This is a genomic window from Streptomyces sp. NPDC005551 (assembly GCF_042871785.1).
GTDB lineage: Bacteria > Actinomycetota > Actinomycetes > Streptomycetales > Streptomycetaceae > Streptomyces.
The window spans coordinates 648,534-671,965 of record NZ_JBIAJE010000003.1; the positions used below are offsets into that span (position 1 = coordinate 648,534).

Below are 23,432 nucleotides of genomic sequence, written 5' to 3' on the forward strand. Positions count from 1 at the left end.
ACCCCGGTCCCCCGACACCAGGAAGTGGGAAATCGCCATGAGCAGCACCGTGGAGCTCACCAAGGAGAACTTCGACCGGACGGTCACCGACAACGAGTTCGTCCTGATCGACTTCTGGGCGTCCTGGTGCGGACCGTGCCGGCAGTTCGCCCCGGTCTACGAGAAGGCCGCGGAGGCCAACCCGGACCTGGTGTTCGCCAAGGTGGACACCGAGGCGCAGCCCGAGCTGGCCCAGGCGTTCAACATCCAGTCGATTCCGACGCTGATGATCGTCCGCGACCAGGTCGCGGTGTTCGCGCAGCCCGGCGCACTGCCGGAGGCGGCCCTCGAGGACGTCATCGGCCAGGCCAGGAAGCTCGACATGGACGAGGTCCGCAAGGCCGTGGCCCAGCAGCAGGCACAGCAGGCGCAGGAGCCCGGGCAGGGCGGCGAGTAACACCGCCCGCCGTCCGCGCTGCCCCCGGGCCCACAGCGCGATCGGCAGACCCGTGCAGTTCGCGGCCGGTTCCGCGGCCGCCGGGCGGGACGCCGTGATCCGGCACAGCCGGGCGAGCTGCATGCGGTCGCCGAGGGCGTCCTTGTCCGGTCGCGTGTGCAGCATCCGCGTCAGGCCGTACGAGAAACGGTGCGGCAGCCGGGCCAGGAGCAGCCCGGCGGGCCCGCCTCCGATGACGCCGACCCTCGTCCGCTTGACGCGCCTCCCCGGCGTTCAGGTCGATTCGCGGTGGACGACCCTCGCCCCCAGCACCTCGTGCGCCTGGGGCGCGGCGCCCGGTTCGCGGACCGCCCGGTCGACCAGTTCGGCGAGGTCGCGGCCGGCCGGCAGCTCGACGTGGACGGTGCTCAGCCGCGGCCGGAGCAGTCTGCCGAGCATCAGGTCGTCGGCGCCGATGACCGCCGTCTCCTCGGGGACGGCGATGCCTTCGTCCTGGAGGGCCCGCATCAGCAGCATGGCGTACTCGTCGTTGTACGCGAACACCGCGTCCAGGCCGAGTGACCGCCATTTTCCGGCCAGCCGGGCCGCCGAGTCCTCGTCGTGGGCGAGGGACAGCTCGGTCACCACGGCGTCCGTGCCGTGCGCGGCGCGCCGTACGCCGTCGAGCCGGGGTTGGGAGAAGACCTCGAAGCCGGGCTCCTCGGGGACGACCACGCCGATACGGCGGCGGCCTCGGGCGACGAGGTGCGCGCCGGCACTGTGGCCGACCCCGGCGTGGTCCATCAGCAGCGCGTGCGCGCCTTCCACGCGCCGGGTGCCGAGCGTGACGACGGCCCGGGCGCCGGAGCGCTTGAGGACGGCCACGCCCTGCGGGCCGAGGTCACTGCCGGGTACCAGGACGGCGACGGGCCGCAGCTCCGCCCACGCGCGGGCGGCCTCGTCGCCGTTCAGGCCGACGCTGCCGTACTGCACCACGGTGTAGTCGAGGCGGCCCAGGGCCCCTTGCAGCTCGCTGAGGAACTGGCTGTAGAGCGGGCCCACCGGCACGTTCGGGGCGGGCATCAGGACCAGGCGGCTGTGTCCGGCGCGCAGGCTGCGGGCCGCGGCGTGCGGGACGTAGCCGAGTTCCCTGGCCGCCTCGTGGACCCGGCGGCGGGTGGGCTCGCTGATGCGCACGGCGCTCGTGTTGTTCAGGACGTACGAGACGGTCGCGCGGGAGACACCCGCCAGTCTGGCCACATCCGCGCTCGTCGGCACGGCGAGCGGTGCGGGCGACGGCGGGACGGAGTCTTTCGGTATCTGCACCATGACGTACGGCATCCTTGCAGAAGCCCGGCGCGCCGCATCGCGCCGGGGGAACATCCGGTGTCCACGCACGCGACCGTGCGGGCATACGAGCGGCAACTCCCGCCTCCCAGAAGGAGATTCGACACCCCGTACCGCTGTGGGCGCGCGGTCGCCACCGTTCGGCGGACGCCCTGTATCGGAGGTGCCCGGACGGCTGCGGATCCCGTCCCCGGTCTGGCGGAGTGCGCCCGTGCGCTCGCCGAGGGGGAGCTGAGCGCGCGCGATGCGGTCCGTGGTCGCCGGCCCGGCGGCCGTACGCTGTCGGCATGGGTGATGCGTCGATGGTCGGGTTGATGGGGCGGGTCACCGGCACGGTCGGGCCCGGGCTCGTCGGCGAGGTGATCGTCCGGGTGCGTGGCGGCGCCGAGCACTTCCTCGCGTATCCGGCCGCCGCGACGGAGCGCATCGAGCGGGGCACGGTGGTGATGGTGGTGGAGTACCTGCCGCCGAGGACGGTCTACGTGTCGGCCGCGTACGGCGGTTGAGCCTCCGCGGCCCAGGTGAGGGGCCGCGGGCATCAAGATTGCAACAAGGATCCGCCGACGGCTGTACCCGGCCTCCCGTCAGGAGCACACTCCCTTCGTTCGGTGCCGACAGGGCACCATCCAAAGGGGGCGTATGCCGATGATCGTCGGCGTCGTGGCGGGGGCTGTTCTCCTCGCACTGATCTTCATCGTTGTGGTCTTCAAGCTCATGTGGCGCGTCGCGGAGCCCAACGAGGCACTGATCATCTCCGGTTCGAAACACCGGACCGAAGGCCTTGAGGAAGGCATGGGGTTCCGCATCGTGACGGGACGCGGCACGCTCGTGACGCCGGGCGTCCAGGCGGTGCGCAAGCTGTCGCTCGACCTCAACGAGACCGAGCTGTGCGTGGACTGCGTGACGCACCAGGGCATCCCGCTCAGGGTGCGGGGCGTGGTCATCTTCAAGGTGGGCGACGACTTCGTGTCGATCGCCAACGCGGCCCGCCGTTTCCTCGATCAGCAGAAGCTGATGGCGGAGCGGGTGCACAACGTGTTCGCCGGTCATCTGCGTTCCATCGTCGGCGGGTTGACGGTCGAGGACATGATCCGCGACCGGGAGAAGCTCACCGGGCAGACCCGTGCCGCCTGCGGCACGGAGATGGAGAAGCTGGGCCTGATCGTCGACTCGCTGCAGATCCACGAGATCGAGGACCCGACCGGGTACATCAAGAACCTCGCCATGCCGCACGCCGCCGCCGTGCAGCGCGACGCGCGGATCGCGCAGGCCGAGGCCAACCGGCTGGCCACCGAGGCCGAACAGCAGGCAGCGGCCCGGATGTCGGAGGCGACCCGGGACAGCGAGATCCTCCAGGCCGGCTACCAGGCCGAGCGCGACAAGGCGGCGGCGAAGTCCCGGCAGGCGGGACCGCTCGCCGACGCCGCGTCCCGGCAGGAGGTCGTCGTCCAGGAGACCCGCGTCGCCGAACTGGAGGCGCAGCGCCGTGAGCAGCAGCTCCAGGTGGACGTGCGCAAGCCGGCGGACGCGAAGGCGTATGAGAAGCGCACGCTGGCCGAGGCCGAGCGCGACGTCCGGATCTCCGCCGCCGAGGCCAAGGCGAAGGAGACGGAGCTCGCCGCGGCGGCCGAGGCGACGCGCGTCAAGACGGCCGCCGGGGCCGAGGCCGAGGCGACCAGGGCCCGGGGCGCGGCCGCCGCGACGGCGACCCGTGCGACGGGTGAGGCCGAGGCGGCCGCCGCCCAGGCGAAGGGCCTCGCGGCCGCCGAGGCGACCCGCGCGCAGGGGCTCGCGGAGGCGGAGGCCATCGCGGCCAGGGCCGCGGCCCTGGCCGAGAACCAGGAGGCCGTGGTCGCCCAGCAACTCGCCGAGAACTGGCCGGAGATCGTCCAGGCGGGGGCGAGCGCGTTCAACAACGTCGAGCACATGGTGCTCCTCAACGGCGCCGACGGCATGTCCGACATGTTCGCCAAGGCACTCACCATGGGCGGTACGGGGCTCGGCCTGGCCCGTCAGCTGCTCTCCTCGATGAGCCAGAACGGGACGCCGGCCGAGGAGACCGCCGGACTCAACGGCTTCGTGCCGCCGCGCACCCAGAAGGTGCCGGTGGAGAAGGGCGACGAGTGAACTGATCCCGGCCGGGGGTGCGCCCGGCATCCCTGACGGAACGACGGCCGCGGCCTCTCGCGGGAGGGGCCGCGGCCGCTGTCGTACGGACCCGCGGGGCGGGGCGGCACGGGCGGGCCCTACCGTGCTGCCTGTGACTGCGAACACCGACGAAGTCCCCGGCCGCCACGGCCCCTCGGCGACCACCGAGGCCGAGCCGCGCGAGGTGGGCCGGGTGCGCACCGAGTACTCGCCCGCGCACGACGGCGACCCCGACCCCGGCGAGATCGTCTGGACCTGGGTGCCCTACGAGGAGAACGACGGCCGGGGCAAGGACCGCCCGGTGCTCGTCGTCGCGCGGGAGGCCGCGGGCACGCTCCTCGCCGTCCGGCTGTCGAGCAGGCGGCACGACGGCGAGCGCGAGTGGGTGCCGATCGGCAGCGGGCCCTGGGACCGCTCGGGGCGGGACTCGTGGGTGGCCGTGGACCGCGTCCTGCGCCTGCACGAGGACGGCATGCGCCGGGAGGCGTGCGCACTGGACCGGATGCGGTTCAACCTGGTCGTCCACCGGCTCCGGGAACGCTACGGCTGGCGCTGACGAGCCGGCCGGGAACGCCACGGCCGGCTCTGACAGGGCGGCCGGGGACGCGGACGAGGACACGGCCGGCGGCACGGCCCGCTACAGCCGGGCCCCTTGCCTCGGGGCGAACACCTGCTCGAAGGCGCGGCGGGTCACCGAGCCCTGGGTCCGGTCGAGCACGCCGAAGACGACGTGCTCGAACGCTCCGGCGAACCGGCCGCCGTCGCCCAGCAGGGTCCGGAAGGCGCCCGCCACCTGCGCGGGATCGTTCCGGAAGACGCCGCAGCCCCAGGCGCCGAGCACCAGCCGCCGGTAACCGTGGGCCAGCGCCGTCTCCAGCACGCGCTCGGCCCGGACGGCGAGGGCCCCCGGCAGTGCGAAGGCGCGCTCCGGCGCCGTACGCAGGACGACTCCGGCGTTGGGAGCCGCCGCGGTGAGGAAGCCGACCGGGTACGGCTCGTCCAGCAGCCGGCCGCGGTCGTCCCGGAAGACGGGCACCCCGGGTGAGTGGATGACACGGTCCGTGTAGAACGGGTCGCGGTGCGCGCGGTGATGGTCGTAGAACGCGCGGGCGCGCAGCACGCACGTATAGAGCGCGGAGGCCCGGCAGAGGGCCTCTTCCTGGGCCTGCGCGCCGTTCAGATAGCCGCCACCCGGATTGCGGGCCGAGGCGTAGTTGAGCACGGCGACGGGCCCGGCGAGGCGCCGGGCGGCCTCCAGGCTGCTCTCGCCCGTGACCTCGACCACCGTGTCCACCGGGCTGACCTGCGGTGTCCGCACCGGTTCCGGCCCGTACAGGCGGGTGCCGGCGCGGGCGGCCTCGACCGCCGCGGCGATCGACACCGTGCGTCCGTCGGACGCGCGGTACCGGCCGGCCGCGACGATCTCCTCCGTCTGATGCGCGATCCCGCGCAGCCGCGCACTCATGGCGCGACCCCCGTACACGCCTCGAACGCACCCTGCGCGAGCTCCCCCGTCGTGCTCATGAACGCATCGTGAGCGATGCTGGTCATGCGACGCAACAGAGTTTTCCGGGTGCTCGCACACCGCTCACCGGACCCCGAATGCGGCGATCTGCACTCTTGTGCGAACCGGCTCGGTTGGTCTTGGGTGGTACGAGCGAGCCGGTCCGGTGCCTCGAAAGCCGGGTCGGCGGCATGATGGAATCTCAGGAGGATCCCGACATGTCCGATTCGGTGAGTGACTGTACGGAGCACCGCTCCGTGGTCACCGAAGCAGAGGTGGAGGCCCTGGTCCGGGGCATCTGCTTCAAGACAGGACCACCCCGCTACCTCGGCGTCGAAGTGGAATGGCTCGTCCACGAGCTGCGCGGGCCGCAGCTCCCGGTGACACCCGCACGACTCGAAGAGGCTTACACCACCCTGCGGACCCTGCCCCTGCGTTCGGCGCTCACCGTCGAACCGGGCGGCCAGCTGGAGCTCAGCTCCCTCCCCGCCACCTCCCTTATGGAGTGCGTCGGGTCCGTGTCCGCCGACCTCACCGCCGTACGCGAGGTACTGCGCGACGCGGGGCTGGGCCTGAGCGGATACGGCCAGGACCCCTGGCGCCCCCCGAGCCGCTTCCTCCGTGAACCCCGTTACGACGCCATGGAGCGCTGCCTCGACCGCGCCGGCCCCGAGGGCCGCGCCATGATGTGCTCCTCCGCCTCCGTCCAGGTGTGCCTGGACGCCGGGTACGAGGAACCGGGCCCGCTCGGACACGGGCGGCGCTGGTGGCTGGCCCACCAGCTGGGCGCGGTCCTGGTGGCCGCGTTCGCCAACTCCCCGATGGCGGAGGGCCGCCCGACCGGGATGCGCTCCACCCGCCAGTCGCTGTGGGCGGCGATGGACCCCGGCAGGACCGGCGCACCCGCCCTCGGCGGGGACCCGCGGGCCGCCTGGGCCCGGCGCGTCCTGGACGCGCCGGTGATGTGCGTACGGCGCCCGAGCGGCCCCTGGCCGGCGCCGAAGAACCTCACCTTCCGGGAATGGACCCGGTCCGGCACGCCGCCGGACCGGGAGGACCTGGAGTATCACCTCACCACCCTCTTCCCGCCGGTGCGTCCGCGCGGGCATCTCGAACTCCGCATGATCGACGCGCAGCCGGGCGACGACGGGTGGATCGTGCCGCTCGCCGTCACGACCGCGCTGTTCGACGACGCGGAGGCCGCCGAGACCGCGTACCGGACCGTGAAACCCCTGGCGGAACGTGCCGGTCAGCAGTCCGCCCCGTGCAACCCGCTGTGGGCCGAGGCCGCGCGCGGCGGTCTCGCCGATCCCGAGCTGCGCGAGGCGGCCGTCGTCTGTTTCGCGGCGGCGGCCAAGGCACTGCCCCGCCTCGGTGCCTCCCCCGAGGTCCGGGAGGCGGTGGCGCGGTTCACCGAACGTTATGTGGCCCGGGGGCGCTGCCCCGCCGACGATCTGCTCGACCAGTTCCACGGGAAGGACATCCGCACATGACCGCCCCCGAATCCCTCACGGACCCGGAGTCGCTCAGGGAGCGCGCCCTGGACGCGCTGGTGACGGCCCGCGACCGCACCGCGCTCCTGACCTCCTGCGTGGACGAGCCCGAACTGACCGCGCAGCACTCCCCACTGATGTCCCCGCTGGTGTGGGACCTCGCCCACATCGGCAACCAGGAGGAGCTGTGGCTGCTGCGCGCGGTCGCGGGGCGGGAGCCGATGCGCCCGGAGATCGACGGTCTCTACGACGCCTTCGAGCACCCGCGTGCCGAGCGGCCCACGCTGCCGCTGCTGCCGCCCGAGGAGGCCCGCCGTTATGCCGCGGACGTGCGCGGGCGGGCGCTGGACGTCCTGGAGAGCAGCACGTTGCGGGGCACGCGGCTGACCGAGGCGGGTTTCGCCTTCGGCATGATCGCGCAGCACGAACAGCAGCACGACGAAACGATGCTGATTACCCATCAGCTGCGCCGGGGGCCCGCGGCTCTGACCGCGCCGGACCCCGTCGCCGGACCTCCGTTCACGGGGCCGGCCGAAGTCCTCGTGCCGGGCGGCCCGTTCACCATGGGCACCTCGGCGGAGCCCTGGTCCCTGGACAACGAACGTCCCGCGCACCAGCGCGTGGTCCCCGCCTTCCACATCGACACCACGCCGGTGACCAACGCCGCCTACCAGGCCTTCATCGAGGACGGCGGCTACCAGGACGCCCGCTGGTGGGCGCCCGGGGGCTGGGACCACATCCGCGAGCACGCGATCGGGGCGCCGCTGTACTGGCGCCGGGAGGGCGGGCAGTGGCTGCGGCGGCGCTTCGGCGTCACCGAGGTCGTGCCGCCCGACGAGCCGGTACTGCACGTGTGCTGGTACGAGGCCGACGCGTACGCCCGCTGGGCGGGGCGGCGGCTGCCCACCGAGGCCGAGTGGGAGAAGGCCGCCCGCCACGACCCGGTCTCGGGCCGCTCCACGCGCTACCCGTGGGGCGACGCCGACCCGACCCCCGAGCACGCCAATCTGGGCCAGCGCCATCTGCGACCCGCGTCGGCCGGCAGCTATCCGGCCGGCGCGTCCCCGCTCGGCGTACGGCAGTTGATCGGCGACGTGTGGGAGTGGACGGCGAGCGACTTCGAGCCGTATCCGGGCTTCGCCCCGTTCCCGTACAAGGAGTACTCGGAGGTGTTCTTCGGATCCGAGCACAAGGTGCTGCGCGGCGGCTCGTTCGCCGTGGACCCGGTGGCCTGCCGGGGCACGTTCCGCAACTGGGACTACCCGGTCCGGCGGCAGATCTTCTCCGGGTTCCGCACCGCCCGCGACGGGGCCGCCTGATGTGCCGTCATGTGGCGTACCTGGGGCCCGAGGAACCGCTCGGTTCGCTGCTGGTGGCACCGCCGCACGCCCTGTACCGCCAGTCGTGGGCCCCGCGCAGACAGCGCCACGGGACCGTCAACGCCGACGGGTTCGGCGTGGGCTGGTACGCGGCGGGGGACCCCGTGCCCGCCCGCTACCGGCGGTCCGGGCCCATCTGGGGCGACCAGTCCTTCACCGACCTGGCGCGGGTGGTGCGTTCGGGAGCGCTGCTCGCGGCGGTCCGGGACGCGACCGTGGCGGGCGCCGACGGGGAGGCCGCGGCGGCGCCGTTCGCGGCGGGCCGCTGGCTGTTCAGCCACAACGGCGCCGTGACCGGCTGGCCGCACTCCCTGGCCGGCCTCGCGACGACCCTGCCGGCCGCCGCCCTGCTGTCGATGGAGGCACGCTGCGACTCGGCGCTCGTGTGGGCGCTGATCCTCGGCCGGCTCACCGGCGGCGACGACGAGAGCCAGGCGCTGTCGGACACGGTCCTGGAGGTCGCCGCGGCGGCCCCCGGATCACGGCTCAACCTGCTGCTCACCAACGGCGAGACGATCACCGCGACCGCCTGGGGCGACACGCTGTGGTACCTGGCCGAACCGGGCCGCCGCACCGTGGTGGCCTCCGAGCCGTACGACGACGATCCGCACTGGCAGGAGGTGCCGGACCGCACGCTGCTCGCGGCGAGCCGCACGGACGTCCTGCTGACCCCGCTCAAGGACCCGCAGGAACAGAGCGCGCCGCAGGCGCACATGGCACCCGCCCCACCCAAGGAGCCCCGCACGTGAGCCCGTTGCTTGTCACCCGCACCCTTCCCGAGGACGCCACGGAGGCGGCGCTGCGCGCCGACGTCCTGCACGGCCTCACCCGCACCCCCAGGACGCTGCCGCCCAAGTGGTTCTACGACGCGCACGGCAGCGAGCTCTTCGAGAAGATCACCGAGCTGCCCGAGTACTACCCGACGCGGGCCGAGCGGGAGATTCTCCGTGTCCGGGCCGGGGAGATCGCCGGGGCGACCGGCGCCCGCACCGTCGTGGAGCTCGGGTCCGGCTCGTCCGAGAAGACCCGGCACCTGCTCGACGCGCTGTCCGGGCTGCACACGTACGTGCCGGTCGACGTGAGCGAGAGCGCGCTCACCCGGGCGGGGCAGGCCCTGGTGGCCGAACGGCCGGACCTCGACGTGCACGCGCTGATCGCCGACTTCACGGGAGGTCTCACGCTGCCGGACACGCCGGGGCCGCGCCTCGTGGTGTTCCTCGGCGGCACGATCGGCAACCTGCTGCCCGCCGAGCGTGCGGCGTTCCTGTCGTCCGTACGCTCGCTGCTGGCGCCCGGCGACGCCCTGCTGCTGGGCACGGACCTGGTGAAGGACCCCTCGGTGCTGGTGGCCGCCTACGACGACGCGGCCGGGGTGACGGCCGCGTTCAACAAGAACGTGCTGTCCGTCGTCAACCGCGAACTCGGCGCCGACTTCGACCTCGACGCATTCGAGCACGTCGCCCTCTGGGACGCCGGGAACGAGTGGATCGAGATGCGGCTGCGCTCGCGTACGGCGCAGACCGTGAAGATCCCGGCGCTCGGCCTCGCCGTCGACTTCGCGGACGGGGAGGAACTGCGCACCGAGATCTCCGCGAAGTTCCGCAAGGAGAGGGTGCGCGAGGATCTCGGCGCCGCCGGGCTGGAGCTGACGCACTGGTGGACGGACGAGGAGGGGCGGTTCGCGCTCTCGCTCAGCGTGGCCCGGTGAAGGGGCCTCGGGAACGGGAGCTCCGAGGTCTCGGGAGGGCGGGCACCTTCCGAGGCGGTGCCCCCTCCGCGGGCCGGCGCGGGTCACCCCCCGTCGGCCGCCAGTGCCTCGGTGATCCGGCGTGAGGCGCGGGCGGCCTCTGCCGCGGGGTCGGATCCGGTGAGGACCTTCGTCATGTAGTCCTTGATCGGGTTGTCCGCCTCGACGGCGGCCCATTCGGGCGAGGGAGGGGTCGCCCGGCCCTGTGCGGCGCCCGCCGCCATGGCCGCGACCCCTTCATCGCCCGCCACCGCGCCCGCCAGAGTCGCTTTGTTGGGCACGTAGTCCATCGTCCGGGCCAGTTTTTTCTGCCATGTGGCGCCGGCCAGCGCGGCGATGACGGCGGTGGCTCCGGGGCGGTCGTCGGTGTTCTTCGGCACCACGAGGTCGGAGCCGCCGGTGAACACGGCTCCGGGCGCGGCCGCCGTCCGGCCGGGCACCGGGAAGTAGCCGAGCCGCTCCTTCAGTTCGGGGTTCGCCCGCACCACGGCCTGGGCGAGGCCGGGCACGGCCACGATCTGCGCGATCCGCCCCTTGGCGAACACCCCGGCCTGCGGGGGGTGTTCCTCGTCGGCGTCGACGGGGCCCTCACCGAGGGCCTGGAGACGCCGGTAGAAGTCCATCCCGCGCAGCGCGGCCGGCGTCCGCAGGGCTCCCTTCCAGGTCCCGTCGGTCTCCACGGCCAGCTCGCCGCCCTCGTCCCAGACGAATCCGGCGAGGGTGTACCAGTCCTGCCCGGCCAGGTAGATGCCCTGCGTACCAGCGGAGTTGAGCCGGCGGGTGTCCTCCAGCCACTGGTCGCGCGTCTTCGGGGGCTTGTCGATCCCGGCCCGCGCGAAGAGGTCCTTGCGGTAGATCACGACGCGGTTGGCCGCGTACCAGGGGATGCCGTACTGGCGGGAGATGTGCCGGCCCGGTTCGGCGAGACCGGGCAGCCATTCGTCCATGCCCCAGTCGCGCATCGACTCCAGGGTCAGGTCGAGGAGTCCGTCCCCGGCGACGTACTGCGCGACCTGGGTGTTGCCGACCTCGATCACGTCGGGGCCGCCCTGTCCGCGCCTTTTCAGCGCGGCCTGCACCTTGTCGCCGATCCCGGTCCACTCCTGGATCCGGATGTCGAGTTCGATGTCGCGGTGCGTCCGCTCGAAGTCGTCGGTGAACCGGGCCAGGAACTCCTTGGACGCGCTGTCCTTCATCAGCCACACCGTCACGGTCCGCCGCGCGCCGCCTCCCTCCGCGGTGGTTCCGCACCCGCTCAGCAGGGAGGCGGACACGAGGGCGGCGGCGAGGAGTGCGGCAGCGGGGCGACGTCTCACGAGGGGTCCTGTTCTGTCTTGCGGACAGGGGAAGGGAGCCCGACATGGGGGGACGAGCGGGATCGCTCGCACGGGTGTGCTGGATTTTGGTATGGACCAATAGAACCGTCAAGGGCTGAACCGGCCACAGCCGCTCGGTGTCCGACATCTCGCGCACGGCCGCGCTCTGGGGCACCGTGGAGTGACGCGTGGCACAGGCGCCACGGCGGAGAGGAGCACCCGCATGTCCAACCACACCTATCGGGTCACCGAGATCGTCGGCACCTCCACGGAGGGCATCGACCAGGCCGTCCGCAACGGGATCGCCCGGGCCTCGCAGACCCTGCGCAACCTCGACTGGTTCGAGGTGACGCAGGTCAGGGGGCAGATCGAGAACGGCCAGATCGAGCACTACCAGGTCGGCCTCAAGGTCGGCTTCCGCCTGGAGGACGGCGACTGACGGCCTCCTCGCCGACGCGACGGTCCCGTGCGGGAGGGAGACGGCCCGGTCAGGTCCGCCCCTCCCGTTCCTGTGCCTCCCTCAACGCCGCCGACGTGGCCGCCCAGCGGGCCCGTACGACGGTGAACCCGGCCCGTTCGGCGTCCTCGCAGACGAGCTCGTCGTCGTCCACGAGTATCCGGATCTCGCGGTCCCGGGCCAGCCGGCGGAGGATCTCCAGCTTGGTGCGGCGGGCGGGCCTGCGGTCGCTGTCGCCGCGCATCCGCAGGGTCCCCTCGGGCAGGCCCTGGGCGGCGAGCCAGGCGACGGTGTCGCGGCGGCAGCGTTCGGGACGGCCGGTGAGGTAGACGACCTCGCACTCCCCGGCGCTCTCCAGCACCAGCGCGACGCCTTCCGCCAGCGGCGGGTCGTGCGGCGCCGCCGCGAAGAACGCGTCCCAGTCCCGCGGCCTGCGCTCCAGGAACCGCTGCCGGTGCGCGGTGTCGGCGAGGGTGCCGTCGAGGTCGAATACGGCCAGTGGCCTGCTGTTCGTCGTCACGCCGACCACCTTAGGAGCACGGCCGCGGGAACGGGGCGTCAGCTGTTCCAGCTCTCGTCGTACGGGTCGGTCGGCGCCGGAACGGGCCTGGCCAGTTCGACCTCGATGAACGGAATGACACCGCCGTTGACGGGGTCCTCGGCCCGCCGCCGGCTGTAGGTGCCGACGACGTCCAGCCAGGTGTCGGGCTGGAGGACGGGCGGAATCCGTCCCGTCAGGCCGACCTTGACCGGCTGGGCGTCCGCGGCACAGCAGTTGAGTGCCATGCGGACCAGGTAGGGCGTGCCGCTCCGGTCCAGCGCCACGAACCCGGTGATCTCGACCCGCCGCCCGTCAAGCGAGCGCCCGTGGCCGTAGGCCGCGCGGCCGGCGTAGTCGACGACGCTGAGCCGCAGCGGATCGCCGCCGGGGAGTTCGGGGTAGCCGAACGGCGGCTGCAGGGCCGTACCGGTGTGCATGGCGCTGTAGGACCCGAGCGCGGGCGGGGCGACCAGGATGAGCGCGAGCAGCGGCAGGACGAGCAGCCACGCGATCCGCGGCTCCCGGTGGGCGTGACCGTGCCCGTCCCCCGCCTCGGCGTGCCCGTCCTCCGCCCCACGGTCCCCGTCCCCCGCCTCACCGTGCCCGTCCTCCGCCCCACGGTCCCGGTCCCCCGCCTCGGCGTGTCCCTCCCCCGCTTCCGCGCGCTCGGCCGCCGGTCGCCGCAGTTCGTACCGGACGGTGGCGGCGGCGGTGGCGATCAGGACGATCCCGGCCGCGATCAGCAGCGGGCGCAGACCGGCCTTGACGTAACGCAGGTAGAGGTCGGTGAACGCGGCGTGCAGTACCGCGGCGCCGGTGAGGAAGAGCACGGCCGCCTGGGCCTGCCGGTTCACAGGAGCACCGACCCGACGAGGGCCGACATCAGGACGGCCAGGGTGAAGGTCGCGGGGGCGAACCGGAGGGCGAAACCGCGGCCGAAGGTGGCCGTCTGCATGGCGAACAGCTTCAGGTCGATCATGGGTCCGACGACGAGGAACGCGAGCCGCGCGGTGAGCGGGAACGGGGACAGGGACGCCGCCACGAACGCGTCCGCCTCGGAGCAGATGGACAGCAGCACGGCGAGGACCGCCAGGGCGAGGACCGCGACCACGGGGTTGCCGGCCGCGGCGTGCAGCCAGTCCGCCGGCACCACGGCCTTGAGGGTCGCCGCGGCCATCGCCCCGACGACGAGGAAACCGCCCGCATGCACCACGTCGTGCCGCACGGAGCCCCAGAACGCCGCTCCCCTGCCGAGGCCCTCGAAGGAGGGACGGGCGGGTGGACGCAGCCAGTCGGCGCGCCCCAGCCGTTGCCACAGCCAGCCCATGACGCAGGCCACCAGCAGGCTCGCCACGAAGCGCGCGAGGACCATCCGGGGTTCGCGCGGGAACGCGACCGCGGTGGCCGTCAGGACGATCGGGTTGATCGCCGGGGCGGACAGCAGGAACGCCAGCGCCGCCGCGGGGGTGACACCGCGGCGCACCAGCGCCCCGGCCACCGGTACGGACGCGCACTCGCAGCCGGGCAGGACGGCCCCGGCCAGCCCCGCGACCGGCACCGCCAGGGCCGGCCGGGCGGGCAGGGCCCGGGCGAAGAACGACGCCGGGACGAACACGGCGATGGCAGCCGACAGCAGGACGCCGAGGACGAGGAAGGGCAGTGCCTGCACGACCACGGCGACGAAGACGGTCATCCAGCTCTGCATCACCGGCACGGACAGCGCCCGGCGCACCGGCCCCTGGAACGCGACCAGGACGAGCAGCAGCATGGTGAGCACGAGGGGCGAGCTGAACTGCCAGCCCCGCGGTTCGTCCGGGTCCCGCCGCGCGGCCCGCGTCGGGGCTTCCTTGATGGTCGTCACGGGTGAGGTACCTCCGGCGTGCAGGGCTGCGTGGGGCGTGGGCCGAGGCCCCTCCCCTTCAGTACGCCGCCCGGGGCGCACCTGTTCAGTACGCCGCCCGGGCACACCCTGCTCGTCCGGGTTCGCATCATCCTGGAAGTCGCGGGGCGCCGGCGTTGTTGTACCGGGGGACCGACGGCGGCACAGCCGAACGAACGGACCGGTCCGGGGCGCCCGTGCCGGCTCCGGGGACCGGCGCATCGGGAGGGGATCCCGCGTGATAGCCACACGATTGTCCGTACTCGACCGCTCCCGCACCCGGGAGGGCCACGACGGGGCGCAGGCGCTGCGGGACACCGTGCGGCTGGCGCGCGAGCTGGAGGAGCTCGGGTACCACCGGATCTGGGTCTCGGAGCACCACGGTGTCCCCGGGATCGCCGGTTCGGCTCCGACGGTGCTCGCGGCGGCGGTCGCGTCGGCCACCCGCCGCATCCGGGTGGGCACCGGCGGCGTCATGCTCCCGAACCACCGGCCGCTGGTGGTGGCCGAGCAGTTCGGTGTGCTGGAGTCCCTCTTTCCCGGCCGGATCGACATGGGGCTCGGCCGCTCCGTCGGTTTCACGGACGGCGTACGCAGGGCGCTGGGCCGGGACAAGGACGACGCGGAGGACTTCGCGGCCCAGCTCGACGAGCTGCTGGGGTGGTTCCGGGGCACGTCCCCGACGGGCGTGCACGCGCGTCCGGCGGAGGGGCTGACGGTGCCGCCCTTCGTGCTGGCGCTCGGCGAGGGTGCCACGACCGCCGCGCGGGCCGGGCTGCCCCTGGTCATCGGCGACTTCCGGAACCGCGACCGGATGCGGCGCGGCATCGACCACTACCGCGAGAATTTCCGGCCCTCCCCCTGGGCCCGGGAGCCGTACGTCGTCGTGTCCGGCACGATCGCGGTCGCCGGTACCCCGGAGGACGCGCGCCGCATCCTGGTCCCGGAGGCCTGGTCGATGGCGTACTCCCGCACCCACGGCACGTTCCCGCCCCTTCCGTCCGCCGAGCGCGTGGCGGCACTCCACATGAGCGCCAGGGAGCGCGAGTTCTACGAGTCCGGGCTCGCCGGTCACCTCGCCGGCACCGAGGACCAGGTCGCCCACGAACTGGAGACCCTGGTCAAGGAGACGGGCGCGCAGGAGGTGCTCGTCACGACCAGTACGTACGACCGCGACGCGTTGCTGGACTCGTACCGCAGGCTGGCGCGGGTCGCCGGGCTGGCGCGGCACTAGAATCGTGGGGTTTTGTCCCCCGCCCCCGGGAGCCCGGCCATGCACAGCCCTCACGACCCGTACGTCCGTGTGCGCGGCGCCCGGGAGCACAACCTGCGGGGCGTCGACGTCGACATCCCGCGCGACGCGCTGGTGGTGTTCACGGGGGTCTCGGGATCCGGGAAGTCCTCGCTCGCCTTCGGGACGATCTACGCGGAGGCCCAGCGGCGGTACTTCGAGTCGGTCGCACCGTACGCGCGCCGGCTGATCCATCAGATCGGGGCGCCGAAGGTCGGCGAGATCACCGGTCTGCCGCCGGCGGTGTCCCTGCAGCAGCGGCGCACGGCGCCCGGTTCACGGTCCTCGGTCGGCACGGTCACCAACCTCTCCAACTCGCTGCGGATGCTCTTCTCGCGCGCCGGTGACCACCCGGTCGGCGCGGCGCGGCTGGACTCGGACGCGTTCTCGCCGAACACGGCGGCCGGGGCCTGCCCGGAGTGCCACGGACTCGGCCGCGTGCACCGCACGACCGAGGAGTCGCTGGTCCCGGACCCGTCGCTGTCGATCCGCGAGGGCGCGATCGCCGCGTGGCCGGGGGCCTGGCAGGGCAAGAACCTGCGCGACGTGCTCGACGCGCTCGGGTACGACGTGGACCGGCCCTGGCGCGAACTGCCCGCCGGGCAGCGGGAGTGGATCCTGTTCACGGACGAGCAGCCGGTCGTCACGGTGCATCCGGTGCGCGACGCCGGCCGCATCCAACGCCCCTACCAGGGCACGTACATGAGCGCGCGGCGCCATGTCATGAAGACGTTCTCGGACTCGCGGAGCGCGACGCTGCGGGCCAGGGCCGAGCGGTTCCTGGAGAGTGCGCCGTGTCCGGTCTGCGGTGGCCGGCGGCTGCGGCCGGAGGCACTGGCCGTGACGTTCGCGGGCCGCACGATCGCCGAACTGGCGGCGCTGCCGCTGGCCGGGCTGGCCGAGGTTCTGGAGCCGCGCGGGGAGACGGCCCGGGTCCTCACCGACGACCTGCGGGCGGGCATCGCCCCCGTCGTCGAACTGGGCCTCGGCTATCTGAGCCTGGACCGCGCTACCCCGACCCTGTCCGCGGGCGAGCTGCAACGTCTGCGCCTGGCCACGCAGTTGCGCTCCGGACTCTTCGGCGTCGTCTACGTCCTGGACGAGCCGTCCGCGGGACTGCACCCGGCGGACACGGAGGCCCTGCTCACGATCCTGGACCGGCTGAAGGCGGCGGGCAACTCGGTGTTCGTCGTGGAGCACCACCTCGATGTCGTGCGCGGCGCGGACTGGCTGGTCGACGTCGGCCCGCACGCCGGTGAACACGGCGGGCGGATCCTGCACAGCGGGCCGGTGGCCGGGCTGGCGGAGGTGGCGGAGTCGGCGACCGCCCGGCACCTCTTCGACCGCTCCCCCGTGCCGGTCCGGGACGTGCGTCCCGCGCGCGGCCACCTCGAGGTCGGCCCGGTCAGCCGGCACAACCTGCGCGGCGTGACCGCCGAGTTCCCGCTCGGGGTGTTCACGGCGGTCACCGGGGTCTCCGGCTCCGGGAAGTCCACGCTGATCGGCGAGGTGACGCCGGAACTGCCGGGCGTGGAGCGGCTGGTGAGCGTCGACCAGAAGCCCATCGGGCGGACGCCCCGCTCCAACCTGGCCACCTACACGGGCCTGTTCGACGTCGTCCGCAAGGTGTTCGCGGCGACGGACGAGGCGAAACGGCGCCGCTACGGTGTGGGCCGTTTCTCCTTCAACGTCGCGGGCGGGCGCTGTGAGACCTGCCAGGGTGAGGGGTTCGTCAGCGTCGAACTGCTCTTCCTGCCGAGCACGTACGCCCCGTGTCCGGACTGCGGCGGGGCCCGCTACAACCCGGAGACGCTCGAAGTGACGTACCGCGGCCGGAACATCGCGGAGGTGCTCGACCTCACGGTGGAGGCCGCCGCCGCGTTCTTCGCGGACACTCCCGCCGTCGCCCGCAGCCTGTCCACCCTCCTCGACGTGGGCCTCGGCTATCTGCGGCTCGGCCAGCCCGCGACGGAGCTGTCCGGCGGCGAGGCCCAGCGCATCAAGCTGGCGAGCGAGTTGCAGCGGGTGCGGCGGGGAGCCACGCTCTACGTCCTCGACGAGCCGACGACGGGTCTGCACCCGGCCGACGTGGAGGTCCTGATGCGCCAACTGCACGGGCTGGTCGACGCGGGCCACACCGTCGTGGTCGTCGAGCACGACATGGCGGTGGTCGCGGGCGCGGACTGGGTGATCGACCTCGGACCCGGCGGCGGCGACGCGGGCGGACGGATCGTCGCGGCGGGGCCTCCGGCGAGGGTCGCGGCGGTACGGGAGAGCCGCACGGCCCGCCACCTCGAAGCGTTCCTGTCCCGCACACCGTCGGCGGGACCGGCCTCGCCGTAGCAGACCCGCCCGATGCCGGTGGTCCCGGCCCGGCGTCCCGCGGCGGGGTCACGACCGGCCGAGGCGCCGGGCACGGGCCGGGCCGCCCCGGTGTCCCGGAGGCCGCGGCCCGGGCCCGGTGGCGGAGGGGCGGCCACCGGCCGGTCCACCGTGGGAGGACTACGGCCGCACGGTCACCCCCCGCGGGGCGGCCCCGGCGGACGCTCCCGCCACCGCCCGCTGGGCCGCGGCGGCCAGTGCGCGCCGGTCGGGGTGGGCGCCCGTGGCGAGCGCGGCCCGTACCTCCACCTCCGCGACCAGGCCGCGTGCCGACACGACCCGCCACAGCGACGCGAGCAGCGTGTCGTCGCCGACGAAGGCGGGCGCCGTACTGGCCGCTCCCCCGGCGAGCCGGTAGCGGACGCGCACCGGCTGGACGGGGACACCGGCGTCGAGCGCGGCCTGGAAGACGGCCGGCCGGAAGCGGCCCTGGGCGCGTCCGCACCAGGTGCTGCCCTCGGGGAAGACCACGACCGCGGCGCCCGCGCGGAGGGCCTGCGCGATCCGCGCGACCGTCCCGGGCAGCGCCCGCAGCCGGTCGCGTTCGATGAACAGGGAGCCGGCGCGCGCCGCGAGCCCGCCCGCGACGGGCCACCGCCGGACCTCGGACTTGGCGAGCATGCGGGAGGGCCGGACGGTGGCCAGGAGGGGAATGTCGAGCCAGGAGATGTGGTTCGCGGCGAGGAGCAGCCCGCCGGCCGGGGCGGCCGCGCCGGTGAGGCGCACGCGCACGCCCGAGGACCGTACGACCGCCCGGCACCAGCTCCGGATCAGCCGGTCCCGGGGCTTCGCGGGTAACCGGGCGGCCACGGGGATCAGTACGACTCCCGCGGCGGTCAGCGCCAGGACCGCCGCCAGCCGCAGCGCGGCGCGCGGCACGGCCGACGCCCCGGCCGTGCCCTGCACGCAGTCCGGCGGGGAGCAGGGCGCGCTGGGCAGCCAGGCGCCGGCCGCCGCGGGCGCCGCCGGGCCGTGGGACGGCCGGTGCGGGGCCCGCGGGAGCCGTGTCACGCCGGTACCAGGGAGAGGAAGTGCCGCAGGTATCTCGGGTCGATCCGGCGCATCGACAGCAGCACGTACAGGTCGGCGACGCCGAAGTCCGGGTCGTGCGCGGGCTCTCCGCACACCCAGGCACCGAGACGGAGGTACCCGCGCAGCAGCGGGGGCAGTTCCCGGCGCGCGGCCGGTGACGAGGGCGTGCGGTCGGTGTCCGGCGACCAGGGCAGCAGCGGCCGTACGCGGTACTCCTCGGGTGCCAGGTGCTTGCTCCTGACCCGGTCCCAGGTGGTCGCGGCGAGCGTGCCGCCGTCGTCGAGGGGCAGGGAGCAGCAGCCGGCGAGCCAGTCGTGGCCGCTGCGCACCATGTAGCGGGCGATGCCCGCCCAGATGAGTCCGATGACCGTGCCGTCGCGGTGGTCGGGGTGTACGCAGGAGCGGCCGACCTCGACGAGCCCGGGGCGGATCGGGGCCAGCGCTCCGAGGTCGAACTCGCTCTCCGAGTACAGGCGTCCGGCGATCGCCGCCCGTTCCGGGGGAAGCAGCCGGTAGGTGCCGACGACCTGGCCGCCGTCCGTGTCGCGTACCAGCAGGTGGTCGCAGTGGGCGTCGAAGGGGTCGGCGTCGAGGCCCGGCTGCGGAGAGGCCAGCAGTGCGCCCAGCTCCCCCGCGAAGACGTCGTGACGCAGTCGCTGTGCGGCCCGGACGTCGGATGCGTCGCGGGCGAGGGTGACGGTGTAGCGGGCGGGGGACGTCGGCTGCGGAGGGCTGTCGAGGGTGGAAACGCCGGTCATGGCACTCTCCTGGTCACGGGCCGGTTCGGCGGGCGCGGCAGACCGGATCGGTGCGGTCTGTGCGCTCCTGTTCTTCCGATGCCGATTGGCGTGCGCGTGACCTGTGCCGGGAGCCGGGATGTGGGGATGCTGAATGCCAGGGGGCGCCCGTGCGGGGCCGGCCGACGGGTGCCGGAAGGGCGAGACGGGACCGGGGATGAGCACCACTCCCGGTCCCGCCCGTCCGCACCCTGCCGGCGAACGTTGTGTGAAGAGCGTGCTACCGCCTGCCCGCCCTGCGGGTCGCGCGCAGCCACTCCTTGTTCATGCCGGTGATGGAGACCAGCGGGATGCCCTTCGGGCAGGCGGTGGCGCACTCGCCGGCGAGGGTGCAGCCGCCGAAGCCCTCGTCGTCCATCTGCGCCACCATGTCGAGGACGCGGGTCTCCCGCTCGGGGGCGCCCTGCGGCAGGACGTTGAGGTGGTTGACCTTGGCCGAGGTGAACAGCATCGCCGCGCCGTTCGGGCAGGCCGCCACGCAGGCGCCGCAGCCGATGCACTCCGCGTGCTCGAAGGCGAAGTCGGCGTCGGGCTTCGGCACGGGCGTCGCGTGCGCTTCGGGTGCGGCGCCGGTCGGGGCGGTGATGTAGCCGCCGGCCTGGATGATCCGGTCGAACGCGGACCGGTCCACGACGAGGTCCTTCACCACGGGGAAGGCCGAGGCGCGCCACGGTTCGACGTCGATCGTGTCGCCGTCCCGGAAGGACCGCATGTGGAGCTGGCAGGAGGTGGTGCGCTCGGGGCCGTGCGCGTCGCCGTTGATGACGAGCGAGCAGGCGCCGCAGATGCCCTCGCGGCAGTCGTGGTCGAAGGCGACGGGGTCGTCGCCGTCGAGGATGAGCTGTTCGTTGAGGGTGTCGAGCATCTCGAGGAAGGACATGTCGGCCGAGATGCCGTCCACCTCGTACGTGGACATCGCTCCGTCGGCGTCGGCGTTCCGCTGGCGCCAGACGCGCAGGGTGAGCTTCATGCGTAGCTCCGCTGGGTGGGGTGGACGTACTCGAAGACGAGGTCTTCCTTGTGCAGGACGGGCGCCTCGCCGGTGTCGGTGAACTCCCAGGCGGCCGCGTACGAGAACGCGTCGTCCTTGCGGGCGGCCTCGCCGTCCGGGGTCTGGGACTCCTCGCGGAAGTGGCCGCCGCAGGACTCGGAGCGGTGCAGTGCGTCGAGGCACATGAGCTCGGCGAGTTCCAGGTAGTCGACGACGCGGTTGGCCTTCTCCAGCGACTGGTTGAACTCCTCACCGGTGCCGGGCACCTTGATCCGGCGCCAGAACTCCTCGCGGATCTGCGGAATGCGTTCCAGTGCCTTGCGCAGTCCGCTCTCGTTGCGGGCCATGCCGCAGAACTCCCACATCAGTTCGCCCAGTTCGCGGTGGAAGGAGTCGGGGGTGCGGTCGCCGTCGACGGCGAGGAGCAGCCGGAGCCTGTCCTCGGTCTCCGCCAGTGCCTCCTGGACGACGGGGTGTTCGTCGGTGATCGGTTCATGGCGCGGGTTGCGCGCGAGGTAGTCGTTGATCGTGGACGGCAGCACGAAGTAGCCGTCGGCCAGGCCCTGCATCAGCGCGGAGGCGCCGAGCCGGTTGGCGCCGTGGTCGGAGAAGTTGGCCTCGCCGATCGCGAACAGGCCGGGGACGGTGGTCTGGAGGTCGTAGTCGACCCACAGGCCGCCCATCGTGTAGTGCACGGCGGGGTAGATCCGCATCGGCACGGTGTACGGGTCCTCGGCGGTGATCCTGGCGTACATGTCGAAGAGGTTGCCGTACTTCTCCTCGACCTTCTCGCGGCCCATGCGCCGGACGGCGTCGGCGAAGTCCAGGTAGACGCCCTGGCCGCCGGGGCCGACGCCGCGCCCCTCGTCGCAGACGTTCTTCGCCGCACGGGAGGCGATGTCGCGGGGCACGAGGTTGCCGAAGGAGGGGTAGACGCGCTCCAGGTAGTAGTCGCGCTCGTCCTCGGGGATCTCGTTCGGCGGGCGGGTGTCGCCCTTGGCCCTCGGGACCCAGATGCGTCCGTCGTTGCGCAGCGACTCGCTCATCAGGGTGAGCTTGGACTGGTGTTCGCCGGTGCGCGGGATGCAGGTGGGGTGGATCTGGGTGAAGCAGGGGTTGGCGAACCAGGCGCCGCGCCGGTGCGCCCGCCAGACCGCGGTCGCGTTGGAGTTCATGGCGTTCGTCGACAGGTAGAAGACGTTGCCGTAGCCGCCGCTGGCGAGGACGACGGCGTCCGCGAAGTACGTGTCGATCCGGCCGGTGACCAGGTCGCGGGCGACGATGCCGCGGGCCCGCCCGTCGACCACGATCAGGTCGAGCATCTCGGTGCGCGGGTGCATCTCGATGTTGCCCGCGGCGATCTGCCGGGACAGTGCCTGGTACGCGCCGAGCAGGAGCTGCTGGCCGGTCTGGCCGCGGGCGTAGAAGGTGCGGGAGACCTGGACTCCGCCGAAGGAGCGCGTGTCGAGGAGTCCGCCGTACTCACGGGCGAACGGGACGCCCTGGGCGACGCACTGGTCGATGATCTCGACGGAGATCTGGGCGAGGCGGTGCACGTTGGACTCGCGCGCCCGGAAGTCACCGCCCTTGACGGTGTCGTAGAACAGCCGGTGGACGGAGTCGCCGTCGTTGCGGTAGTTCTTCGCCGCGTTGATGCCGCCCTGCGCGGCGATCGAGTGGGCGCGGCGGGGCGAGTCCTGGTAGCAGAACTGGACGACGTGGTAGCCCTGTTCGGCGAGTGTGGCGCCGGCGGAGCCGCCCGCGAGGCCGGTGCCGACGACGATCACGGTGTGCTTGCGGCGGTTGGCGGGGTTGACCAGCCTGGCCTCGAAACGGCGGGTGTCCCAGCGTTCGTTCACCGGCCCCTTCGGGGCCTTGCGGTCGACGGCCGGTTCACCGGTCCGGTATGCGGCATAGGAGGTCATGTCAGCTCACCACTCCGGTCATCACTGCCACGGGTACGGAGACGAAACCGGCCGTCAGCACCAGCGCCAGAACGTCGGCGGCGGCCTTGAGGGCACGGTCGCGGGTGCGGCTTCCGGCACCCAGGGTCTGGGCCGCGCTCCAGAAGCCGTGCCGGATGTGCAGGCCGAGCGCGAGCATCGCGACGATGTAGACGGCGTTGCCGTACCAGGTCGAGAAGGTGTCGATGACGTTCTGGTACGGATGCCCCGACTGGAAGCCGCCCGCGTGCACGGTGCCGGTCGTCAGGTCGAGGAGGTGCCAGACGATGAAGAGGCCGAGGATGATGCCGCCCCAGCGCATCGTGCGGGTTGCGTAACCGGCGCGCGGCTTCTTGTGGACGTACTTGCTCGGGCGCGCCCTGAGGTCGCGGCGGCTCAGCTGGTACGCGGCGGTGGCGTGGGCGACGACGGCGGCCACCAGGACCACACGGATCAGCCAGAGTGTCCACTCGTAGTGCATGAAGGGCTCGCCGACGGTGCGCAGCCAGTGCGCGTAGTGGTCGAACTCGCCCTCGCCGAAGAAGATCTTGAGGTTGCCGATCATGTGGGCGACCAGGTACAGCAGCATGATCAGGCCGCTGACGGCCATCACCGTCTTCTTCCCGACGGAGCTGTCCCACACGGTGCGTGCGATGGACGGCCGTCGGTCCGTCCGCGTTGCCTGAGCCATGTCTCAGGACGTTAGGGCCCCGGACCCCGATCGGTCCAAGACATGGTCCGGCTCGATTCCATAGGCATGGCCTATCGTG

The 23,432-nt window shown here is 73.1% G+C and carries 22 protein-coding genes; 11 read left to right on the forward strand and 11 right to left on the reverse strand.

What is annotated here, in order from left to right; translation table 11 throughout:
• The first annotated feature begins 37 nt into the window (after nt 1-37).
• Entirely contained in the window at nt 38-436 is a 399-nt protein-coding gene (trxA, locus tag ACFYP4_RS11185; protein WP_358850667.1) for a thioredoxin, read from the forward strand.
• 273 nt (nt 437-709) lie between these two features.
• On the opposite strand, the gene ACFYP4_RS11190 is transcribed toward trxA, so the two are convergent.
• Nucleotides 710-1,744, reverse strand: a complete 1,035-nt coding sequence (locus ACFYP4_RS11190; RefSeq protein WP_388784809.1) for a LacI family DNA-binding transcriptional regulator — start codon at nt 1,742-1,744, stop codon at nt 710-712.
• A 305-nt stretch (nt 1,745-2,049) separates the two neighbouring features.
• On the opposite strand from ACFYP4_RS11190, the gene ACFYP4_RS11195 reads away from it, so the two are divergent.
• From ACFYP4_RS11195 to ACFYP4_RS11205, 3 genes are all read left to right on the forward strand, one after another.
• Nucleotides 2,050-2,268 carry a hypothetical protein gene (locus ACFYP4_RS11195; protein WP_388784812.1) on the forward strand — a complete coding sequence of 73 codons (219 nt, stop codon included), beginning with the start codon at nt 2,050-2,052 and terminating at the stop codon, nt 2,266-2,268.
• A 133-nt stretch (nt 2,269-2,401) separates the two neighbouring features.
• Nucleotides 2,402-3,889 carry an SPFH domain-containing protein gene (locus ACFYP4_RS11200; RefSeq protein WP_358850670.1) on the forward strand — a complete coding sequence of 496 codons (1,488 nt, stop codon included), beginning with the start codon at nt 2,402-2,404 and terminating at the stop codon, nt 3,887-3,889.
• Between the two features lie 133 nt (nt 3,890-4,022).
• Nucleotides 4,023-4,466, forward strand: coding sequence for a type II toxin-antitoxin system PemK/MazF family toxin (locus ACFYP4_RS11205; RefSeq protein ID WP_358850671.1), 444 nt, complete (start codon nt 4,023-4,025; stop codon nt 4,464-4,466).
• 81 nt (nt 4,467-4,547) lie between these two features.
• Here the strand turns inward: ACFYP4_RS11205 and ACFYP4_RS11210 are convergent, their stop codons facing one another.
• Complete coding sequence (locus ACFYP4_RS11210; protein ID WP_388784816.1) at nt 4,548-5,375, reverse strand: TIGR02452 family protein; 828 nt, start codon at nt 5,373-5,375, stop codon at nt 4,548-4,550.
• Nucleotides 5,376-5,632: 257 nt separating this feature from the next.
• On the opposite strand from ACFYP4_RS11210, the gene egtA reads away from it, so the two are divergent.
• The 4 genes from egtA to egtD are packed head-to-tail and all read left to right on the forward strand — an operon-like array spanning nt 5,633 to nt 9,994.
• Nucleotides 5,633-6,907 (forward strand): ergothioneine biosynthesis glutamate--cysteine ligase EgtA, encoded by a 1,275-nt coding sequence (gene egtA / locus ACFYP4_RS11215; RefSeq protein ID WP_388784819.1) that lies wholly within the window; start codon nt 5,633-5,635, stop codon nt 6,905-6,907.
• The gene (gene egtB / locus ACFYP4_RS11220) at nt 6,904-8,226 is read left to right on the forward strand and encodes an ergothioneine biosynthesis protein EgtB (RefSeq protein WP_388784822.1); all 1,323 of its coding nucleotides are present in this window, start codon (nt 6,904-6,906) and stop codon (nt 8,224-8,226) included. Before egtA ends, egtB begins: the two co-directional genes overlap by 4 nt.
• Complete coding sequence (gene egtC / locus ACFYP4_RS11225; protein WP_358850675.1) at nt 8,226-9,035, forward strand: ergothioneine biosynthesis protein EgtC; 810 nt, start codon at nt 8,226-8,228, stop codon at nt 9,033-9,035. The genes egtB and egtC overlap by 1 nt, the downstream gene beginning before the upstream one ends.
• A complete protein-coding gene (gene egtD / locus ACFYP4_RS11230; RefSeq protein WP_388784824.1) occupies nt 9,032-9,994 on the forward strand; it encodes an L-histidine N(alpha)-methyltransferase in 963 nt (320 codons plus the stop codon). The genes egtC and egtD overlap by 4 nt, the downstream gene beginning before the upstream one ends.
• A gap of 83 nt (nt 9,995-10,077) precedes the next feature.
• On the opposite strand, the gene ACFYP4_RS11235 is transcribed toward egtD, so the two are convergent.
• Entirely contained in the window at nt 10,078-11,349 is a 1,272-nt protein-coding gene (locus ACFYP4_RS11235) for an extracellular solute-binding protein (protein ID WP_358850677.1), read from the reverse strand.
• A gap of 223 nt (nt 11,350-11,572) precedes the next feature.
• Here ACFYP4_RS11235 and ACFYP4_RS11240 point away from each other — a divergent pair, with 223 nt between their 5' ends.
• A complete protein-coding gene (locus ACFYP4_RS11240) occupies nt 11,573-11,788 on the forward strand; it encodes a dodecin (protein WP_358850678.1) in 216 nt (71 codons plus the stop codon).
• 49 nt (nt 11,789-11,837) lie between these two features.
• Here ACFYP4_RS11240 and ACFYP4_RS11245 read toward each other — a convergent pair whose 3' ends face one another.
• The 3 genes from ACFYP4_RS11245 to ACFYP4_RS11255 are packed head-to-tail and all read right to left on the reverse strand — an operon-like array spanning nt 11,838 to nt 14,208.
• Nucleotides 11,838-12,326 carry a hypothetical protein gene (locus ACFYP4_RS11245; protein WP_358850679.1) on the reverse strand — a complete coding sequence of 163 codons (489 nt, stop codon included), beginning with the start codon at nt 12,324-12,326 and terminating at the stop codon, nt 11,838-11,840.
• A gap of 38 nt (nt 12,327-12,364) precedes the next feature.
• On the reverse strand, nt 12,365-13,201 hold the full coding sequence (locus ACFYP4_RS11250) for a TIGR03943 family putative permease subunit (RefSeq protein WP_358850680.1): 837 nt from the start codon (nt 13,199-13,201) through the stop codon (nt 12,365-12,367).
• Nucleotides 13,198-14,208: a permease gene (locus tag ACFYP4_RS11255; RefSeq protein ID WP_358850681.1), complete on the reverse strand. Its 1,011-nt coding sequence runs from the start codon at nt 14,206-14,208 to the stop codon at nt 13,198-13,200. Before ACFYP4_RS11255 ends, ACFYP4_RS11250 begins: the two co-directional genes overlap by 4 nt.
• A 256-nt stretch (nt 14,209-14,464) precedes the next feature.
• Here ACFYP4_RS11255 and ACFYP4_RS11260 point away from each other — a divergent pair, with 256 nt between their 5' ends.
• A complete protein-coding gene (locus tag ACFYP4_RS11260) occupies nt 14,465-15,460 on the forward strand; it encodes an LLM class flavin-dependent oxidoreductase (RefSeq protein WP_358850682.1) in 996 nt (331 codons plus the stop codon).
• 39 nt (nt 15,461-15,499) lie between these two features.
• Nucleotides 15,500-17,860 (forward strand): ATP-binding cassette domain-containing protein, encoded by a 2,361-nt coding sequence (locus ACFYP4_RS11265; protein WP_388784828.1) that lies wholly within the window; start codon nt 15,500-15,502, stop codon nt 17,858-17,860.
• A 159-nt stretch (nt 17,861-18,019) separates the two neighbouring features.
• Here ACFYP4_RS11265 and ACFYP4_RS11270 read toward each other — a convergent pair whose 3' ends face one another.
• The 5 genes from ACFYP4_RS11270 to ACFYP4_RS11290 all read right to left on the reverse strand — a co-directional run bounded on the left by ACFYP4_RS11270 (nt 18,020) and on the right by ACFYP4_RS11290 (nt 23,317).
• Nucleotides 18,020-18,838 (reverse strand): lysophospholipid acyltransferase family protein, encoded by an 819-nt coding sequence (locus ACFYP4_RS11270; RefSeq protein WP_388785070.1) that lies wholly within the window; start codon nt 18,836-18,838, stop codon nt 18,020-18,022.
• A 68-nt stretch (nt 18,839-18,906) separates the two neighbouring features.
• The gene (locus ACFYP4_RS11275) at nt 18,907-19,689 is read right to left on the reverse strand and encodes a GNAT family N-acetyltransferase (protein WP_388784830.1); all 783 of its coding nucleotides are present in this window, start codon (nt 19,687-19,689) and stop codon (nt 18,907-18,909) included.
• Nucleotides 19,690-19,948: 259 nt separating this feature from the next.
• On the reverse strand, nt 19,949-20,698 hold the full coding sequence (locus ACFYP4_RS11280; protein WP_358850685.1) for a succinate dehydrogenase/fumarate reductase iron-sulfur subunit: 750 nt from the start codon (nt 20,696-20,698) through the stop codon (nt 19,949-19,951).
• Nucleotides 20,695-22,644 carry a fumarate reductase/succinate dehydrogenase flavoprotein subunit gene (locus ACFYP4_RS11285; RefSeq protein ID WP_388784832.1) on the reverse strand — a complete coding sequence of 650 codons (1,950 nt, stop codon included), beginning with the start codon at nt 22,642-22,644 and terminating at the stop codon, nt 20,695-20,697. Before ACFYP4_RS11285 ends, ACFYP4_RS11280 begins: the two co-directional genes overlap by 4 nt.
• A gap of 1 nt (nt 22,645) precedes the next feature.
• The gene (locus ACFYP4_RS11290; RefSeq protein WP_358850771.1) at nt 22,646-23,317 is read right to left on the reverse strand and encodes a succinate dehydrogenase; all 672 of its coding nucleotides are present in this window, start codon (nt 23,315-23,317) and stop codon (nt 22,646-22,648) included.
• Nucleotides 23,318-23,432 lie beyond the last annotated feature (115 nt).

What these genes read in the sequence shown, in the direction of transcription:
- trxA (WP_358850667.1), top strand. Translation starts at nt 38, where the DNA reads ATGAGCAGCACCGTGGAGCTCACCAAGGAGAACTTCGACCGGACGGTC.
- ACFYP4_RS11285 (WP_388784832.1), bottom strand. Translation starts at nt 22,644, where the DNA reads ATGACCTCCTATGCCGCATACCGGACCGGTGAACCGGCCGTCGACCGC.
- ACFYP4_RS11265 (WP_388784828.1), top strand. Translation starts at nt 15,500, where the DNA reads ATGCACAGCCCTCACGACCCGTACGTCCGTGTGCGCGGCGCCCGGGAG.
- egtC (WP_358850675.1), top strand. Translation starts at nt 8,226, where the DNA reads ATGTGCCGTCATGTGGCGTACCTGGGGCCCGAGGAACCGCTCGGTTCG.
- ACFYP4_RS11280 (WP_358850685.1), bottom strand. Translation starts at nt 20,698, where the DNA reads ATGAAGCTCACCCTGCGCGTCTGGCGCCAGCGGAACGCCGACGCCGAC.
- ACFYP4_RS11195 (WP_388784812.1), top strand. Translation starts at nt 2,050, where the DNA reads ATGGGTGATGCGTCGATGGTCGGGTTGATGGGGCGGGTCACCGGCACG.
- ACFYP4_RS11200 (WP_358850670.1), top strand. Translation starts at nt 2,402, where the DNA reads ATGCCGATGATCGTCGGCGTCGTGGCGGGGGCTGTTCTCCTCGCACTG.
- egtA (WP_388784819.1), top strand. Translation starts at nt 5,633, where the DNA reads ATGTCCGATTCGGTGAGTGACTGTACGGAGCACCGCTCCGTGGTCACC.
- ACFYP4_RS11190 (WP_388784809.1), bottom strand. Translation starts at nt 1,744, where the DNA reads ATGGTGCAGATACCGAAAGACTCCGTCCCGCCGTCGCCCGCACCGCTC.
- ACFYP4_RS11210 (WP_388784816.1), bottom strand. Translation starts at nt 5,375, where the DNA reads ATGAGTGCGCGGCTGCGCGGGATCGCGCATCAGACGGAGGAGATCGTC.
- ACFYP4_RS11275 (WP_388784830.1), bottom strand. Translation starts at nt 19,689, where the DNA reads ATGACCGGCGTTTCCACCCTCGACAGCCCTCCGCAGCCGACGTCCCCC.
- egtB (WP_388784822.1), top strand. Translation starts at nt 6,904, where the DNA reads ATGACCGCCCCCGAATCCCTCACGGACCCGGAGTCGCTCAGGGAGCGC.
- ACFYP4_RS11240 (WP_358850678.1), top strand. Translation starts at nt 11,573, where the DNA reads ATGTCCAACCACACCTATCGGGTCACCGAGATCGTCGGCACCTCCACG.